The sequence below is a fragment of the Synechococcus sp. R55.7 genome (assembly GCF_047461955.1).
Lineage (GTDB): Bacteria > Cyanobacteriota > Cyanobacteriia > Thermostichales > Thermostichaceae > Thermostichus.
Window position 1 is genome coordinate 1 of sequence record NZ_JANSIC010000035.1, and the last position, 14,592, is coordinate 14,592.

Genomic DNA, 14,592 nt, shown 5'->3' on the forward strand with positions numbered 1-14,592 from the left:
TCATTGCCCGAGCGCAAACCCTTTTGCAGACCGCTGTTCCCGTTGGCGATGGCGAGAGCAGCGCGGAGCACTTCGGCAAGACGGAGTCCTGGCCGGCTGGGATGCCGGTTTCCCTCGATCTCAACAGCCCTCCCCTGGGCGTTTGCGGGGGACGGATGCACATTTGGCTACAGCGATGGCAGGGATCCCTTGCCCAAACGTTGGCGGCCCAGATCCTCCAGGCTCTGACCCAAGGGCCAAGGGCTTGGCTGATCACTCCCCTCGATCCCCAGGGGTTCCCCTACCTCAGGCTTGGCGACAGCAATGTGGAGCACTTTGCCTCCCTGCCATCCCGCCCACAGCTCCTCGCGGGATCCTGGGTCGAGCCCCTCCTCCCTTCCCCCACCCTGCTGATCGTCGGAGCGGGCCACTGCGGCCTGTCCCTGGCCCAGATCGCCCATTTGGCCGGCTTTCGCATTTGGGTTCAGGACGATCGCCCGGACTGGGTAACCCCTCAGCGCTTTCCCGTTGCCGAGCGGCTGTGCTCAGAACCCTTTGCCCAACTTATCCCCCATCTGCACAGGATCCCGCAGCTCTACATCGCTCTTGTGACCCGCAGCTACAGCCTCGATTGCCAAATCCTGCGGGCCATCTACCACTCCGGCCTGACCCCCCCCTACCTGGGGATGATCGGCAGCCGCAAGCGGGTACAAACCGTACTGCGAACCCTGGCCCAGGAAGGGATCCCGGAGACCGCCTTCAGTCGGCTCTTTGCCCCCATTGGCCTGGAGATCCACGCCGAAACCCCCGCCGAGATTGCCATCAGCATCACCGCCCAGCTCATCCAGGTGCGACGGGGATCCCCGAAGAGAATGCCCGGCGAAACTCAAGGTGTAGGCTTGCCGGTTAGCCGGAGGACAAGCTAGGCTAGAAAAGCGCCGCGGGGTAGAGCAGCCTGGTAGCTCGTCGGGCTCATAACCCGAAGGTCACTGGTTCAAATCCAGTCCCCGCTATGCCTGAGAGACGGTTGGTTAAAGCAGTGTCCGCACATCCACCACCTTGCCGCTGACTGCCGCTGCGGCCACCATAGCCGGGCTCATGAGCAGAGTACGCCCGCTGGGGGATCCCTGGCGGCCCTTGAAGTTGCGGTTGGAAGAAGAGGCGCTGATCTGGCGCCCCACCAACCGATCCGGGTTCATCGCCAAACACATGGAGCAACCGGGATCCCGCCACTCAAACCCCGCCGCCTCGAAGATCTCCCGCAAGCCCTCCTGTTCTGCTTCCTGCTTTACCCGTTCTGAGCCGGGCACCACAAACGCCTTCACCCCTGGGGCCACCCGCCGCCCCTTGGCAATCTTGGCTGCCTCCCGCAGGTCGCTCAAGCGGCCATTGGTGCAACTGCCGATGAAGCAGACATCCACCGGTGTCCCTACAATGGGATCCCCCGGCTGCAAGTCCATGTAGGCATAGGCCTCTTTGGCCAGTTCCCGCTCGCTTTCCGGCAGATCTTCTGGGGCAGGGATCCGCTCATCCACCCCAATACCTTGGCCGGGGGTGATCCCCCAAGTAACCGTCGGCGCAATGTCTGCGGCTTGGAATACCACCACGTCGTCGTAGCGGGCATTGCCGTCGCTGGCCAGACTTCTCCACCAGGCTACCGCCTCTTCCCAATCGGATCCCTGGGGGGCAAACTCTCGCCCCCGCAAATACTCAAAGGTCACCCCATCGGGGTTGACGTAGCCACAGCGGGCTCCTCCCTCGATGGACATGTTGCAGAGGGTCATGCGCTCTTCCATGCTCATGGCTTCAATGGCGCTGCCCCCATACTCGTAGGCGTAGCCCACCCCGCCTTTGACCCCCAGCTTGCGGATGATGTGCAGAATTACATCCTTAGCGTAAACTCCCGGCCCCAACTTGCCGTGGATCTCAATGCGGCGCACCTTGAGCTTGGACAAAGCCAAAGTTTGGGTGGCCAATACGTCTCGCACCTGGCTGGTGCCGATCCCAAAAGCAATGGCCCCAAAGGCCCCGTGGGTAGAGGTGTGGCTGTCCCCACAGGCGATGGTCATCCCCGGCAGAGTTAACCCTTGCTCCGGGGCAATCACATGCACGATCCCCTGCCGACCGGAGCCGCTGTTGTAGAAGCGGATGCCGTATTGCCGGCAATTGCGCTCCAATTCCTGGATCATCTCCTCTGCCAAGGGATCCGCAAAAGGCCGTGCCCGGTTGTCGGTGGGAATGATGTGATCCACGGTGGCCACCGTCCGCTCGGGAAACAGAACCGGCAGATGACGCTCCCGCAGCATGGCAAAAGCCTGCGGACTGGTCACCTCGTGAATTAGGTGCAGGCCGATGAACAACTGCGTCTGCCCAGAGGGCAAAATCCGCACCGTATGGGCATCCCACACCTTATCGAATAATGTCCTCTCGCTCATCTTCCTCGGCCCGCAGCCAAGTCCTGTAAACTTTCAATGTGCTACTTGGGGAAAAGCTTGTCAAGGCACAGGCCTCCGTTATCTCTGGGCAACGCTGCTGAGCTGAGCGAGATGCAGCCCTTCTTTGAACATCCCCAGCCGGCAAAGGCGGGTCGGAGTCCTCAAGCCAGAAAACCTGTTGCCAGCCCTTCAAACGGGATCCCTGAAGGCCGGCCAAGGCAAAAAGCGATAGCCCGCCTCTTGAATGGCAGCGACGATATCCGGCAGGGCCTCTGCGGTGTGGGGCCAGCGATCGTGGAGCAGCAAAACCAGGGGCTGATCGGAAGCCTGGATCGCCGGCAACTGAGCTCGAACACGCTCCAAAAGTTGGGCTGCGCTTTGGCCCGCGTAAGCATCTTCCGGGCTCATGTTCCAGTAAAGAACGCGATATCCTGCCTGCTCCAGAGAGCGACGCAAAGCAGAATCTAGGCGAAAACCTCCCGGTGGGCGAACAACCAGTTGGGGATCCAAGTTCAACGCTTTGAGCAGTTGGGTTGTCTGATCCACCTCAGCATAAAACAGCTCATTGCTTCCGTAGAGACGTTGATAATCGTGGGTAAAAGTATGATTGGCTAGGGTGTGGTGATGGGCCTGAATCGATTGAGCCAATTCTGGAAATCGGGAAACGTGGGTGCCAATAACAAAGAAAGTGGCCGGGATCTGAAGATCATCCAAAACCTGTAAAAGTCGGGGGGTAGACTGAGGCCAGGGGCCATCATCAATGGTCAGAAAGGCAGAACGAGGTGGCACTTCCAGTAAAGGCCCCAGCACTTCTTCTAAAGGCAGTTGCAAAGGTTGAGTATTTTCTGCCGGATCGAGAAAGTCGGGATCCGGGATCCAGCTATGCTGCAGAAACACCTCCACACGAGGGGGAGCAGGGGTAATCAACAGTCGCCCCGTCTGCTCATTTTGGTTGCCCCAGCTCAGCCGATAGGGCAGATCCGAAGCGACCTCGACGGTTGTTGTATGGGTAATGACTCCGTAGGGGATGTCAATCACATAATGCCCGTTCACCTCTTCTTGATGGATCCAGGCTGCCGAAGGAGCTGATAGATAAATGAGCAAATCTTGGGGATTGGCGCCGCGCACCACCCGAATGCTTTCAATGGGGAGAATGAGGTTGTATTCCGAGGTGGCCGTCAGGTTCAGCTCAAAAAGAGGCTGGGCCTCTACCGTGCAGTAGTAGATCAGTCCAACCAGTAGGAAGGCTAGGCAAAATATCAACGCTTTCAACGCTTTCAGAGAGTGCATGGAATGGCTTAATCCTTCGCAACCAATCATAGGACAGAAGCCACCCAAGCTCGATAGAGCCCATCAATTTAGCCGGAAGGCCCTGCTGGGCTTCTGGGTGGCGAGAGCAGCCGCTCTTCCCATTTACGTGCAGGCGAGGCCCGTCGGATGTCCCGCCAAATGGCTGTGGCAGCTAAGGTACCATCGGCAACCGCAATCGCCACCTGGTTCAGGCCCTGCTTCAAATCGCCCAGCGCAAACAGCCGCGGATGGGCAGTGCGACACCACTCGTCGGTCAACAGGTTTTCCCCTTGCCATTTCAAGCCGGGGATCCCTTTCAAATAGGCATTGTGGTATCTGGCGCCCATCGCCACCAAGCCGGTAGTTGCTTCGATGTAAGTGCCATCTTCCAACTCCACACCCTGCAATTGATGGTTTTCTCCAAGAAAGCGGCGAATAGGAGATTCGTAGAGGGGGTAGCCATGATCCGCCAGTTTTTTGCGCATGTCGGGGCCGACCGAGCAGAGGCCGTGGGTCAACACCGAGATATAGGGTGTAAACCAGTTGAGGACAAAAGCTGTATTGATCCGATCTTCCGAATTGACGATCAACACTGCCTTTTGATCCCGCATTTCATAGCCGTCGCAGATCATACAGACATGCAGTGAATAGCCGGCGTAGTCGTAAACATTCTGCATATCCGACAACTGAGGCAGCTCGTCCATAATGCCGGTTGCTGCAATCAGATATTTGCTCCGAAAAATGGGGTAGAGGCTGTTAACTTTTCCCACCTTGACTTTGACCGCAAAGAGGTCTCCCTCATCGGTGGCATCTTCCACGAAGCCGCGCAGGTAATCTACCCCTAAACTGAGGGCGTGCTCTGTTCCCTGTCGCAACAGCTCTCGTCCGGGAGTGGTCGGAGGCAATCCCAGATAATTGCGCAAATCCTGCATCCAAAAAGAGCGGCCTCTGCCCTTCTCCACCACCAGGCAACTCAATCCATAACGAGCCAGATAGATTGCCGCCGACAACCCCCCTGCTCCCCCTCCGGCCACAATCACGTCATAGATTTTGCCCAAACCAACCTCTAGATTCCTGCTGCTCAGTTTCATAGACGGGATCCCCTCACGAGCTTTTTGCCGGGTGATCTCAGGTCGTTGGCTGCGGCCTGAAAAATCTTAAGAAACTCTATATGTTCCGAGGACTGCTTATCCTGCTGAGTCCACCACATTTCTGTTGAGGCGTGATCCAAGTGAAGGGAGCAGTCCCAACAACCGTCTAGCAACCGTCTAGAATGGGGACTGAACTCCCCCTTAGGAGAAAAGCCCTATGCCAGGTATCTTAGCGGCCATTGCCCTGATCTTTGTCGGCTACCTGTTCAACTCGGTCAAAATCATCAGCCAGGGGTATGAGGCATTGGTGGAGCGTTTGGGCAGGTTTCATCGCAAGCTGACCCCAGGATTGCACTTTATTCTTCCCCCTATCGATAGGATTGTGTTCCAGGAAACCATCCGCGAGAAGGTGTTGGACGTGCCTCCTCAGCAGTGCATCACCAGCGACAACGTCTCTTTGATGGCCGATGCGGTGGTCTACTGGCGCATCACCGACATGATCAAGGCCCGCTATGCGGTGGAGGATGTGCAGCGGGCTTTGATTAACCTGGTGCTGACGGCCTTGCGCGCCGAAATTGGCCGCATGGATTTGGATCAAACCTTTTCCTCCCGCGCCGAGATCAACGCCCGCCTTTTGACAGAGCTGGACGAGGCCACAGATCCCTGGGGGATCAAGATCACGCGCGTGGAAGTCAGGGACATTCAACCCTCTAAGACTGTGCAAGACTCGATGGAAAAGCAGATGGCTGCCGAGCGGGAGAAGCGGGCCGCCATTCTGAAATCAGAAGGGGAGCAGCAGGCCAGCATCAACCAAGCGGCTGGGGCCGCCAAGGCGCAGCTATTGCGGGCAGAAGCGGAGAAACGGGAGCGGCTGCTGTTGGCTGAGGGCACGGCTGAAGCCATCAAGACCATCGCCGCCACTTTGCAAGAGAATCCAGAGGCAGCCAATGCGTTGCAATACCTGATGGCGCAAAACTATATCGACATGGGCTTCAAGGTAGGCAGCAGTCCCAGCGCCAAGGTAATCTTCATGGATCCCAATTCGATCCCTGGCACCCTGCAAGGGCTGCTCTCCATGGTGGACGTGGCCAAGGGTGGGGAAGGATCTCGCGCGGCGGCCTCTCAGAAGCTGCGTACCCCGGCTTCTTTCCCAACCGAAGTGGACTTTCCGCGGCTCGACTGAGTTTGACCGACCATGATGGCCCAGGATCCCGATTGGCTGCTGGTGGGACAGGTGGTGGCGGCCCACGGCTTGCGGGGCTGGCTGCGGGTTAGGTGCTGGTCGGATTTTCCAGAGCGCTTCACAGAGCCTGGACCACGCTGGTTGCAGCGGGATACGGATCCCGAGCCCCTGCTGCACCCCTTGATCGAGGGGCAGTTTTTCCCGGCTAAGGGTCTTTATTTGGTGCGACTGGAAGGGATCCCCAATCGAACGGTGGCTGAGACCTGGGTGGGGGCTAGGCTGCTGGTACCGGCTTCCCACCGCTTGCCCTTGCAGCCGGAAGAGTACCACTACCGCGATCTCATCGGCTTGGCCGTCTATCACCAAGGGGAGCTGCTGGGACAGGTTTCGGGGATTTTGGCAGCCGGCCAGGATGTGCTGGAGATAACAACCCCTGATCACCGGCAGGTGTTGATCCCCTTTGTGAAAGCCCTGGTGCCTGTCGTGGACTTGGAAAAAGGCGCGCTTCACGTGCAGCCGCCGCCGGGGCTGGTGGAGAGCTTTCTGGGTTAGAGTTCGGCAAGACGGCCTGACTTCCGTACCTGCATCCCATCCTGAACTTGGCCCTCAGAAGCGTCTGTGTGGCCGTTCTAGCCTTTTGTGCTATCATGGGGGCAGTTTTTTGATGATAAGCTGATTCCTGGCCTTTAAGGTCAATTTTTCTGGGTTTCTGTTGATCTTGGCCGGGAGCCTTCCTCGGGATTGGAGTTGGGAATGACGGAAAACTACGGTGCAGAGCAGATCCAAGTTTTGGAAGGCTTGGAGGCTGTGCGCAAACGCCCTGGCATGTATATTGGCTCCACCGGGCCGAAGGGGTTGCACCATTTGGTGTACGAGGTGGTGGACAACTCTGTGGATGAGGCCCTGGCCGGCTATTGCAATGATATTCAGATCAGCCTGCATCCCGACGGCTCGGTATCCGTTTTGGACAATGGCCGCGGCATTCCGGTGGACATCCACCCCAAAACCGGGCAGTCGGCTCTGGTTACGGTGCTGACGGTGCTGCACGCGGGGGGCAAGTTTGGCGGTGGCGGCTACAAAGTCTCCGGCGGGCTGCACGGGGTGGGCGTGTCGGTGGTGAATGCCCTCTCCGAATGGGTGGAGGTGACGGTTTGGCGAGAGGGCAAGGTTTACTTTCAACGTTTCGAGCGCGGGGCGGTGGTGGGATCCCTGAAATCTGAACCCCAACCCAAGGGATCCAACCGGCGGGGTACAGAGGTGCGCTTCAAGCCGGATGGGCTGATCTTTCCCGAGCGAGAGTTTGACTATGCCGTATTGGCGGCCCGCTTTCGCGAGTTGGCCTACCTCAATGCCGGCTTGAAAATCACCTTCAGCGATCTGCGGCGGGATCCGCCCCACTGCGAAACCTATCAATATGCAGGCGGCATCAAGGAATATGTGGCCTTCATCAACCACGAAAAAACGCCCATCCACTCCGACATCATCTACATCCAAGGGGAGCGGGATGGCGTGGAGGTGGAAGTGGCCCTGCAGTGGTGCTCGGATGTGTACACCGATACTTTGATTGGCTTTGCCAACAACATCCGCACCAGCGAAGGAGGCACCCACCTAGAGGGCCTGAAAACCTCTCTCACCCTCACCATCAACAGCCAAGCCCGCAAACTCAACAAGCTGAAGGATTCCGACAGCAACCTGGCTGGAGAAAATGTGCGCGAGGGGTTGACGGCCATCGTCTCGGTCAAGGTGCCCAACCCCGAGTTTGAGGGGCAAACCAAAACCAAGTTGGGCAACACCGAGGTGCGGGGCATTGTGCAAACCCTCGTCTCCGAGGCGCTCACGGAGTACTTGGAGTTCAACCCCAACGTGGCCAGGGGGATCGTCGATAAGGCCATCCAGTCCTTCAATGCTGCCGAGGCAGCCCGGCGGGCCAGAGAATTGGTGCGGCGCAAATCTGCCCTGGAATCTTCCACGCTGCCGGGGAAGTTGGCCGATTGCAGTTGCCGCGACCCGGCGGAATCTGAGGTGTATTTGGTGGAAGGCGACTCTGCAGGGGGCAGCGCCAAACAAGGTCGGGATCGGCAGTTTCAGGCGGTGTTGCCCTTGCGCGGCAAGATCCTCAACATTGAAAAGGCGGATCCCGCCAAGATCTACAAAAACGCCGAAATTCAGGCGATGATCACAGCGCTGGGTTTGGGGGTGAAAGGGGATGAATTTGATCCCAGCCAACTGCGCTACCACCGCATCATCCTCATGACCGATGCCGATGTGGACGGTAGCCACATTCGCACCCTGTTGCTGACCTTTTTCTACCGCTATCAAAAGGCGCTTCTGGAACAGGGCTATGTCTATATCGCCTGTCCGCCGCTCTACAAAATCGAGTGGGGCCGCAACAATGTTCGCTACTGCTACAGCGACGCCGAGAAAGACCAGATCCTGCGGGGGCTGCCTGCCAACACCAAGTACACCATCCAACGGTTCAAGGGTCTGGGGGAAATGATGCCCGAACAACTTTGGGAGACCACCATGAACCCGGCAACGCGCACCCTCAAACAAATCACCATCGAAGATGCGGTGGAGGCGGATCGCATTTTCACCATCTTGATGGGAGATGCTGTTGGTCCCCGACGGGAGTTTATTGAGGCCCACAGTGCCCATTTGGATCTGGCGGCTCTCGATATTTAGCGACTCTCGATATTGGGTGGAGAGAACTCTGTCCCGCCTCTTCGGGGCCCACGGCAGGGGGAAAGTGCTCCGCACCGCTGGCGCGAACGTAACGGTGTTGCAGACGAGGCCGCGAGCAGCCAAAAGCTCCCGGACGGGGCAAGATCCCAGTTGCAGCCCAGACCCTGTGGCAAAGTGAGGGAAGAGCGTTCCAGATCCTGCTATGCCTGCATTGCTTACGGCTCTTCTTGCGGTGCTGGGGGGCTATCTCCTGGGATCCATTCCAACCGGCTACTGGGTAGGTCGTTGGTGGGGAGGCATCGATATTCGCCAACAGGGATCCGGCTCTACCGGAGCGACCAATGTGTTGCGGACGTTGGGCAAGGGGCCCGCCCTGCTGGTGTTGCTGGTGGATGCTGCCAAGGGGGCAGCAGCAGTGGCTCTGGGATCGGCCTTGGGATCCGCGTGGTGGGTGGTTTTGGCGGCATTGTTCGCAGTGATCGGCCATAGCCGTTCCTGCTGGCTGGGCTTCAGGGGGGGCAAATCGGTGGCCACCAGCCTGGGGATCTTGTTGGCTATGGCTTGGCCAGTAGCCCTGACAACTTTCGGCGTCTGGCTGCTGGGGCTCGCCCTCACCCGCATCGTTTCCTTCAGCTCCCTGCTGGCGGCAGTGGCGGCTCCGGTGGTGATGTGGGCAACAGCTCAACCTTTGCCCTATTTGTTGTTTGCGTTGGCGGGCGGGGTGTATGTGATCGGTGCTCATCGGCGCAACATCGAGCGCCTACTGGCCGGGTCGGAGCCGCGCATTGGCCAAAAATGGACGCAATCTCCCTAATTTTCAAGGCACTGTGAAGCAGCTGTATTACTCCGCAACGCTATGCAACCGACCACAGTGGTTTTTGTCTACGGATCCCTGCTGCGGGGCGGCCAATACCACAGCTTGCTGCAGGGGGCAGAATTTTTGGGGACAGACAGCCTCAACCACATTGATCTTTACAGTCTCGGCCCCTACCCGATGGCAGTTCGTGGCCGAAACCGGCTCTACGGCGAGTGCTACCGCATCCCCTTGAGTCTATTGCCCCGATTGGACGAGCTGGAAGACCACCCGCGGGTGTACGAACGGCAGTGGGTGCAACTGGATAGCGGCACCTTTGCTTGGGTTTATCTGGGTCGGCCTGAGCAGGTGCAGGGGTGTTCCCTCATCCCCAGTGGCCGCTGGCTGGCTAGAGATCAAAGTGGAGCTTGACGCCCTCAACATACTGGGGCAGCACCAAAGACTCTATCCCACTGTTGTGCTCCGCACCGCTGTCGCGAACGCGAACGGCTGCCGACGGATCCCATTCTTGGGAATCAGACTCTTTGGCGGAGAGAGCACCGGCATCCACAGGGCTGGAAACGCGCTCCAGGTAGTAGATGCGATCCCCGCGTCGCCAAATGTCTGGCTCAGGCAGGTAGAAGAGCCGACCCGGTCGAGATGAGCCGCTCCTCAGCCGCTGCGGGCGCACCAACAACAAGGGCAGGCATAGATCGGCTTTGATTCGATAGGCAAACTGATCCCGCAGCCGTTCAAGGGTGGGATCCTCCAGTCCCATCTGGGCCAGGAAGGGATTGGGCAGCGCTGGTGCTGAAAAAGCGCTCCGCACCGCTGTCGGGAACGACTCTTGAGCCGTCAAGACATCAGCTCTATTGCTCCGCACTGCCTCCGGCAGGGTTGAGGCCGCATTCGCAGAAGCGTCACGTAGCGATAAAGGGAGAGGCAGGCCCAGGTCTGCCAACGTGGGTAGGGTGATCGAGCGCAGCTCAGCCCGGTTGGCCTCCAGATAGCCGGCCCAGCGCTGCAGTTGGGGGAAGGAAGGCTGCAAGGTGCGGATCCCTTCTGAGATGGGCATATCCGGCAGCAACACCGTCCAGATGGTGGCCGAAACCGAGAGTTTCACCATCAACTCGGCAATGGCCCAGTTCACCTGCGGATCCAGAGTCAGGATCAACAGAGTTTCCGCATGGTCGATATCGGCCTTCAACAAAGCAGACTCGTTCAGTACAGCTTCCTGCAGGGATCCGGGGATGGCTTCTGGCTTGCCGACTTCCTGGCTTGGGGCAGACTTGTGGGTGCCGTTGCCGTCAGAGGAATGAAGTTGTGGGGGCAAGCCATCTGCTGGACGACGCTTCGGCGTTCCTGACAGGGATGTGGAGGACTTACGGGATGGCGGGATGGAGTCCTTACCGTCTGTTGGGTGGGGAGCTTTGTAGCTGCCGTGCCCATTTTTGGAAGACCCAGAAACCAACGGGATCACCTCGACCGTCTGGTTGAGCGAGCGCATCAACTGGGCCAATTGGTTGGTGAGGGGATGATCGCCGATGATTATGGTGGAACTGCCCTGATCCAGACCCAGCCAACGGGCCACCCAAGCCGCGGTCAGCCCCTGTACCGTCACCGTCACCGAGATGGTCAAAAACACCAGCGCCTTGAGGGCATCCCCCCCAGTAATGCCCCGTTCTGTCAGCAGAATGGCAAACAAGGAGGCCACCGAAGCCGCCACAATGCCCCGAGGAGCAAGCCAAGCCACAAACAGCTTCTGCCGCCAATTCAGGTCGCTGCGCCAGGTACACAGCCACACACTCAAGGGACGGATGACCAGCATCAAACACAGCACTGTGGCCAGGGATCCCCAGCCCAGGGCAAACACCGCCTTGAGGGAGAGCGTGGCAGTCAGCAGGATAAAGATCACAGAGATGGCCAACACCACCAACTGGCCGTGAAACTGCCGCACACCCCGCTCGGCAATGGCCGCCTTCTGCCGCACCACCAGGCCCGCCATCACCACCGCCATCAGCCCCGCCTCCGATCGCAGCGACTGGGCCAAGGCAAACACCCCCAGGGCCCCCGCCAGCACCACCGAGTTGCGCAACTCCTCGGTTAAAAACTGCCGCGACCAAAGCAGGAAGGATCCCATCAGCCAGCCCCCCAGCGCTCCCACCGCCGACCCGATGGCCAGACGGCTGGACAACTGTTCCAAGGCCATGAGAAAACTGGGATGGCCGGAGAGCACCACCTGCAGCACCACCACCGCCAAAATGGCCCCGATGGGATCGATGAGCACCCCTTCTCCCTCCAGGAGCGTGCTGACTGCCGGATCGACCCGTACCCGCTTCAAGATGGGGTTGATCACCGTCGGCCCTGTTACCACCACCAGGGATCCAAATAAAAAGGCCAGCCGCCAGGGAAACTCCCCCAGATAGTGAGCTGCTGCCGCTCCCCCCACCAAGGTCAGCAGGGATCCCAACAAAACCAAATTGCGCAGGCTATCGGATACCGGATTGAGACGTTGCAGCCGCAGGTTCAGTCCCCCCTCAAACAAGATCAGAGCCACCGCCAACGACACCAGCGCTTCCAGCCCGGATCCCATGACTTGGGGATGAACCCAGCCCAAACCATCTGGTCCCAGCAACAGGCCAAACAGCAGCAGGAATACAATGCTGGGCACTTTGACAAAATTGGCCAGCACCTGAGCAGCGATCCCAGCCACCAGGGCTAGCGTAAACAGGATCGTCAGCTCAAATGAATCTTGCATATTGAGGCTTAACCGAACGCAATAGCGGGACGGAGCCCTTACCTTTCCAGCTACTGAACGCCAACCCTCTCATTGTTTCCATCGTTAACGTCGTTATTACTCCGCAACGCTAACGCCAATACAGACTGCTGGAAAGTCTCCAATCGTCAAGGTGGCTCTGCCCATCACGTCAGCAGTTCATGAGCTCGAACATGCAGAGTTAACATTTAGTTAACCTCTGTGTGCTGGCTCCATAAAGTTGCAAAAGCTACACCCAGCTCCACTCTTTCTACAGTACACACGACTTACCTCAACCTATCACAGAGCGAGCTTGACGACCACTCTGGCATTGGGAGCCCTGTTGGAATGAAGGCCAATTAACATGCTGCCAGAAATCTCCCCTTCTAGGCTTTCTCGCCTTCTGAGCGGCTGAGACCGGTCTCTAAGGGCTTAACGCGACGGATGGGCAGATTGGCAATGAGAGCAGTCGTTCCCCCTTCCGTAGCCAAATGAAACTGCATCCCCTCTGAATCCAGCTCCACATAGCGCGACACCACCCCCAAAATCTCTAGGCGCATCGATTCCAGTGCCGCTGGGGTGAGATCAGCGCGGTCATGGGCCAAGATCAGCTTCAACCGTTGCTTGGCTTGCTGGCGGCTGTTGCCGGAGTGCCGAGAAAAAAGCTGATCCAAAAAATCGAGGAGCATAGGTTTTGTTGGCTTTGTTACTCAGTTGTAAACAGGTTAAAATTGCCATTGCAACCTGGATGAATTAGAGATGGAACAGTCGTCAGAGCACCTTTTGGTTTAAAAACCGTTTGGCCCTCTCCCAAAAGGACTCGCCCAAACTGGCCATCTTGGGGAAGTCCACTGTTTCCCCTTCCAGCCGTCGGGCAATGCGCTGGATGGCCTGAGCAGCCAGAGTTGGATTGGCGGAGAGAACCAGGGGCTCCCCTTTGTTGGTGGAGACGATCACCTCGCGGTCTTCTGGAATGATACCCACCAAGGGGATGGCCAGCACCTCCACCACATCTTCCACCGACATCATCTGGCCGGCTGCCACCATGTCCGGGCGCAGGCGGTTGACAATCAGCTGAGTCGATGAAATCTGTGCAGCTTCCAGCAGGCCCACCACGCGATCTGCATCCCGCACCGCTGCCACTTCTGGGGTGGTGATGATGATGGCCTCGTTGGCTCCGGCGATGGCATTGCGAAACCCCTGCTCGATCCCAGCAGGACAATCGATCAGCACATAGTCATGGCTGCTGGCCAGCTTCTCGATTAACTGGCGCATCTGATCCGGATTCACCGCCGTTTTGTTGCGGGTTTGGGCTGCCGGCAACAGCGAGAGATTGGGGGTGCGCTTGTCTTTCACCAAAGCTTGCTCGAGGCGACATTCCCCGGCGATCACCTCTAGGGCTGTGTACACCACCCGATTCTCCAGCCCCAGCAGCAAATCCAGGTTGCGCAGGCCAAAGTCTGCATCCACCACCACCACCGAGCGACCCAAGCGCGCCAAGGCAGTGCCCAGGTTGGCCGTCACGGTGGTTTTGCCGACTCCACCTTTACCAGAGGTTATGACAATGACTCGGCTCATACTCCTCTCCGCAGAAAATCCTGAAGGCTGGCGATGCAGATGACATCTTCCTGTAGGTAAACCACTTCAGGGGTGTTGGGCAGGGATCCACCTTCTGGCGGACGGGCCACCTGATTGGCAATGCGCAACTGAGTGGGCTCCAACTGCAATGCCAAGATTACAGCCCCCTTGTCGCCGTTGGCCCCCGCGTGAACCAGGCCCCGCAAGCGTCCCCAAACCCAAATATCTCCTCCAGCAATGATCTCGCCGCCGGGGTTGAGATCCCCCAACAGGAATACGGATCCTCTGTGACGCACGGACATGCCAGAGCGCACCGTCGAACGTAGGTACAGAGGTGTGGTGTCTGGGGGAGCAGGGGGAACTGCCTCCAAAAGGGAAGATTGCTCCACAGAATACCCCAACGTCGCTGCTGCAATCGCTGTCGAGCGGGATCGAGTTTGAACGCGCCACAGTTGCAGTCCATGCTGAGACAATAGGGCAGCAAGAAGTTGTAGGGTGGGCATGTCCAGCTCTCGCTGCTGGCTCCAGAGGGTGAGGGGAGCGACCCCGGCCCAGTAGGGTTTGCGGCTGCGCAACTGCCAAACCAGGTTTTCCCAAAGCTCTTCCCAAGGTAAGGTGCTGGGCAAGTGCAGATGAATCCCTTGTGCATCCGACCGAAAGTAAACGCTGCCCGTGGCCCAGGAGTCTGGAGATGGGGAGATTTCAGGGTTCCATGTAGGGGATCCCGTCATGACCGCCCTTAAACGTCTGCCTGAATATAGAGCCCTATCCTATTCCATTCCCCCAAGCCAGGGGAAACTCTCTCG

At 58.4% G+C, this 14,592-nt stretch carries 13 protein-coding genes and 1 tRNA gene; 7 read left to right on the forward strand and 7 right to left on the reverse strand.

The features are described 5' to 3' along the window. Positions 1-905 (forward strand): XdhC family protein (locus tag NW820_RS03175; RefSeq protein ID WP_414406656.1); only part of this gene is annotated, 905 nt, incomplete at its 5' end. A 13-nt stretch (positions 906-918) separates the two neighbouring features. Continuing rightward, positions 919-992: transfer RNA gene (locus NW820_RS03180), tRNA-Met, on the forward strand. Between the two features lie 18 nt (positions 993-1,010). Here the strand turns inward: NW820_RS03180 and leuC are convergent. From leuC to NW820_RS03195, 3 genes are all read right to left on the reverse strand, one after another. Further along, positions 1,011-2,414, reverse strand: a complete 1,404-nt coding sequence (leuC, locus tag NW820_RS03185; RefSeq protein ID WP_414406657.1) for a 3-isopropylmalate dehydratase large subunit — start codon at positions 2,412-2,414, stop codon at positions 1,011-1,013. 189 nt (positions 2,415-2,603) lie between these two features. Further along, entirely contained in the window at positions 2,604-3,704 is a 1,101-nt protein-coding gene (locus NW820_RS03190) for a polysaccharide deacetylase family protein (RefSeq protein ID WP_414406658.1), read from the reverse strand. Positions 3,705-3,772: 68 nt separating this feature from the next. Continuing rightward, positions 3,773-4,795, reverse strand: a complete 1,023-nt coding sequence (locus tag NW820_RS03195) for an NAD(P)/FAD-dependent oxidoreductase (protein WP_414349648.1) — start codon at positions 4,793-4,795, stop codon at positions 3,773-3,775. A 217-nt stretch (positions 4,796-5,012) separates the two neighbouring features. Between NW820_RS03195 and NW820_RS03200 the strand changes: the two genes are divergently transcribed. The 5 genes from NW820_RS03200 to NW820_RS03220 all read left to right on the forward strand — a co-directional run bounded on the left by NW820_RS03200 (position 5,013) and on the right by NW820_RS03220 (position 9,885). Continuing rightward, complete coding sequence (locus NW820_RS03200; protein WP_414406659.1) at positions 5,013-5,978, forward strand: SPFH domain-containing protein; 966 nt, start codon at positions 5,013-5,015, stop codon at positions 5,976-5,978. Positions 5,979-5,990: 12 nt separating this feature from the next. Next, positions 5,991-6,530, forward strand: a complete 540-nt coding sequence (rimM, locus tag NW820_RS03205; protein ID WP_414406660.1) for a ribosome maturation factor RimM — start codon at positions 5,991-5,993, stop codon at positions 6,528-6,530. A 201-nt stretch (positions 6,531-6,731) separates the two neighbouring features. After that, positions 6,732-8,660 (forward strand): DNA topoisomerase (ATP-hydrolyzing) subunit B, encoded by a 1,929-nt coding sequence (gyrB, locus tag NW820_RS03210; RefSeq protein WP_414406661.1) that lies wholly within the window; start codon positions 6,732-6,734, stop codon positions 8,658-8,660. A gap of 202 nt (positions 8,661-8,862) precedes the next feature. Then, positions 8,863-9,474, forward strand: coding sequence for a glycerol-3-phosphate 1-O-acyltransferase PlsY (gene plsY / locus NW820_RS03215; RefSeq protein ID WP_041436109.1), 612 nt, complete (start codon positions 8,863-8,865; stop codon positions 9,472-9,474). 42 nt (positions 9,475-9,516) lie between these two features. Beyond that, entirely contained in the window at positions 9,517-9,885 is a 369-nt protein-coding gene (locus tag NW820_RS03220) for a gamma-glutamylcyclotransferase (protein ID WP_414329655.1), read from the forward strand. Here NW820_RS03220 and NW820_RS03225 read toward each other — a convergent pair. The 4 genes from NW820_RS03225 to minC all read right to left on the reverse strand — a co-directional run bounded on the left by NW820_RS03225 (position 9,863) and on the right by minC (position 14,517). Then, entirely contained in the window at positions 9,863-12,211 is a 2,349-nt protein-coding gene (locus tag NW820_RS03225; RefSeq protein WP_414329653.1) for a cation:proton antiporter, read from the reverse strand. The two genes, NW820_RS03220 and NW820_RS03225, sit on opposite strands and share 23 nt — an antisense overlap. A gap of 383 nt (positions 12,212-12,594) precedes the next feature. Beyond that, positions 12,595-12,897, reverse strand: a complete 303-nt coding sequence (gene minE / locus NW820_RS03230; RefSeq protein ID WP_011431985.1) for a cell division topological specificity factor MinE — start codon at positions 12,895-12,897, stop codon at positions 12,595-12,597. An 82-nt stretch (positions 12,898-12,979) separates the two neighbouring features. Next, positions 12,980-13,786 carry a septum site-determining protein MinD gene (minD, locus tag NW820_RS03235; RefSeq protein ID WP_414406662.1) on the reverse strand — a complete coding sequence of 269 codons (807 nt, stop codon included), beginning with the start codon at positions 13,784-13,786 and terminating at the stop codon, positions 12,980-12,982. Beyond that, entirely contained in the window at positions 13,783-14,517 is a 735-nt protein-coding gene (gene minC, locus NW820_RS03240) for a septum site-determining protein MinC (RefSeq protein WP_414406663.1), read from the reverse strand. The genes minD and minC overlap by 4 nt, the downstream gene beginning before the upstream one ends. Between the last annotated feature and the right edge of the window lie 75 nt (positions 14,518-14,592).

Coding starts and splice junctions, on each gene's coding strand:
- rimM (WP_414406660.1), top strand. CDS start 5,991: ATGATGGCCCAGGATCCCGATTGGCTGCTGGTGGGACAGGTGGTGGCG.
- NW820_RS03190 (WP_414406658.1), bottom strand. CDS start 3,704: ATGCACTCTCTGAAAGCGTTGAAAGCGTTGATATTTTGCCTAGCCTTC.
- NW820_RS03195 (WP_414349648.1), bottom strand. CDS start 4,795: ATGAAACTGAGCAGCAGGAATCTAGAGGTTGGTTTGGGCAAAATCTAT.
- leuC (WP_414406657.1), bottom strand. CDS start 2,414: ATGAGCGAGAGGACATTATTCGATAAGGTGTGGGATGCCCATACGGTG.
- NW820_RS03220 (WP_414329655.1), top strand. CDS start 9,517: ATGCAACCGACCACAGTGGTTTTTGTCTACGGATCCCTGCTGCGGGGC.
- minC (WP_414406663.1), bottom strand. CDS start 14,517: ATGACGGGATCCCCTACATGGAACCCTGAAATCTCCCCATCTCCAGAC.
- NW820_RS03200 (WP_414406659.1), top strand. CDS start 5,013: ATGCCAGGTATCTTAGCGGCCATTGCCCTGATCTTTGTCGGCTACCTG.
- minD (WP_414406662.1), bottom strand. CDS start 13,786: ATGAGCCGAGTCATTGTCATAACCTCTGGTAAAGGTGGAGTCGGCAAA.
- gyrB (WP_414406661.1), top strand. CDS start 6,732: ATGACGGAAAACTACGGTGCAGAGCAGATCCAAGTTTTGGAAGGCTTG.
- plsY (WP_041436109.1), top strand. CDS start 8,863: ATGCCTGCATTGCTTACGGCTCTTCTTGCGGTGCTGGGGGGCTATCTC.
- minE (WP_011431985.1), bottom strand. CDS start 12,897: ATGCTCCTCGATTTTTTGGATCAGCTTTTTTCTCGGCACTCCGGCAAC.
- NW820_RS03225 (WP_414329653.1), bottom strand. CDS start 12,211: ATGCAAGATTCATTTGAGCTGACGATCCTGTTTACGCTAGCCCTGGTG.